1 protein-coding gene is annotated in these 551 nt (G+C 47.0%); it reads right to left on the bottom strand.

Annotated features, from left to right (window positions below; genetic code table 11):
- On the bottom strand, positions 1 to 551 hold a 551-nt coding region (locus N7931_RS19635; RefSeq protein ID WP_262795983.1), incomplete at both ends, for an NAD(P)-binding domain-containing protein.

The following is a 551-nucleotide window of genomic DNA, read 5'->3' as shown; positions in this document are numbered from 1 at the left end:
AGTACGGTTTTCATTAGTTGGTAGGCTTCGCAGATAAGTTGCATGTCGCCGTATTCGATACCATTGTGAACCATTTTGACAAAGTGACCTGCACCACCGTCACCTACCCAGTCACAACAAGGGACGGTTAGGTTGCCGTTGTCGTCTGCAACTTTGGCTGATATGCCTTGGAAGATGTCTTTCACGTGTGGCCATGCGGCTTTGTCGCCACCTGGCATGATAGATGGACCGGTTAATGCGCCTTCTTCACCACCTGATACACCTGAGCCGATGTAATGCAGACCTTTTTCGGCTAAATAGGCAGTACGTCTGTCTGAATCTGGGAAGTGTGAGTTACCACCATCTATGATGATGTCGCCGGCTTCTAAATGGGGAATTAGTTGTTCAATAAAGTCGTCAACGACTTGCCCTGCTTTTACCATTAACATGACTTTGCGTGGTTTTTCTAATGAGGCAACAAGTTCTTCTACGCTTTGTGCACCGCGGATGTTTTTACCTGCTGCGCGGCCGTTTAAGAATTTTTCAACTTTGTCGTAACTACGGTTGTAAGC

The sequence above is a fragment of the Catenovulum sp. 2E275 genome, assembly GCF_025515275.1.
In the GTDB taxonomy this organism is placed as follows: Bacteria; Pseudomonadota; Gammaproteobacteria; order Enterobacterales; family Alteromonadaceae; genus Catenovulum.
This window is presented reverse-complemented; position numbering and strand designations above follow the sequence as displayed.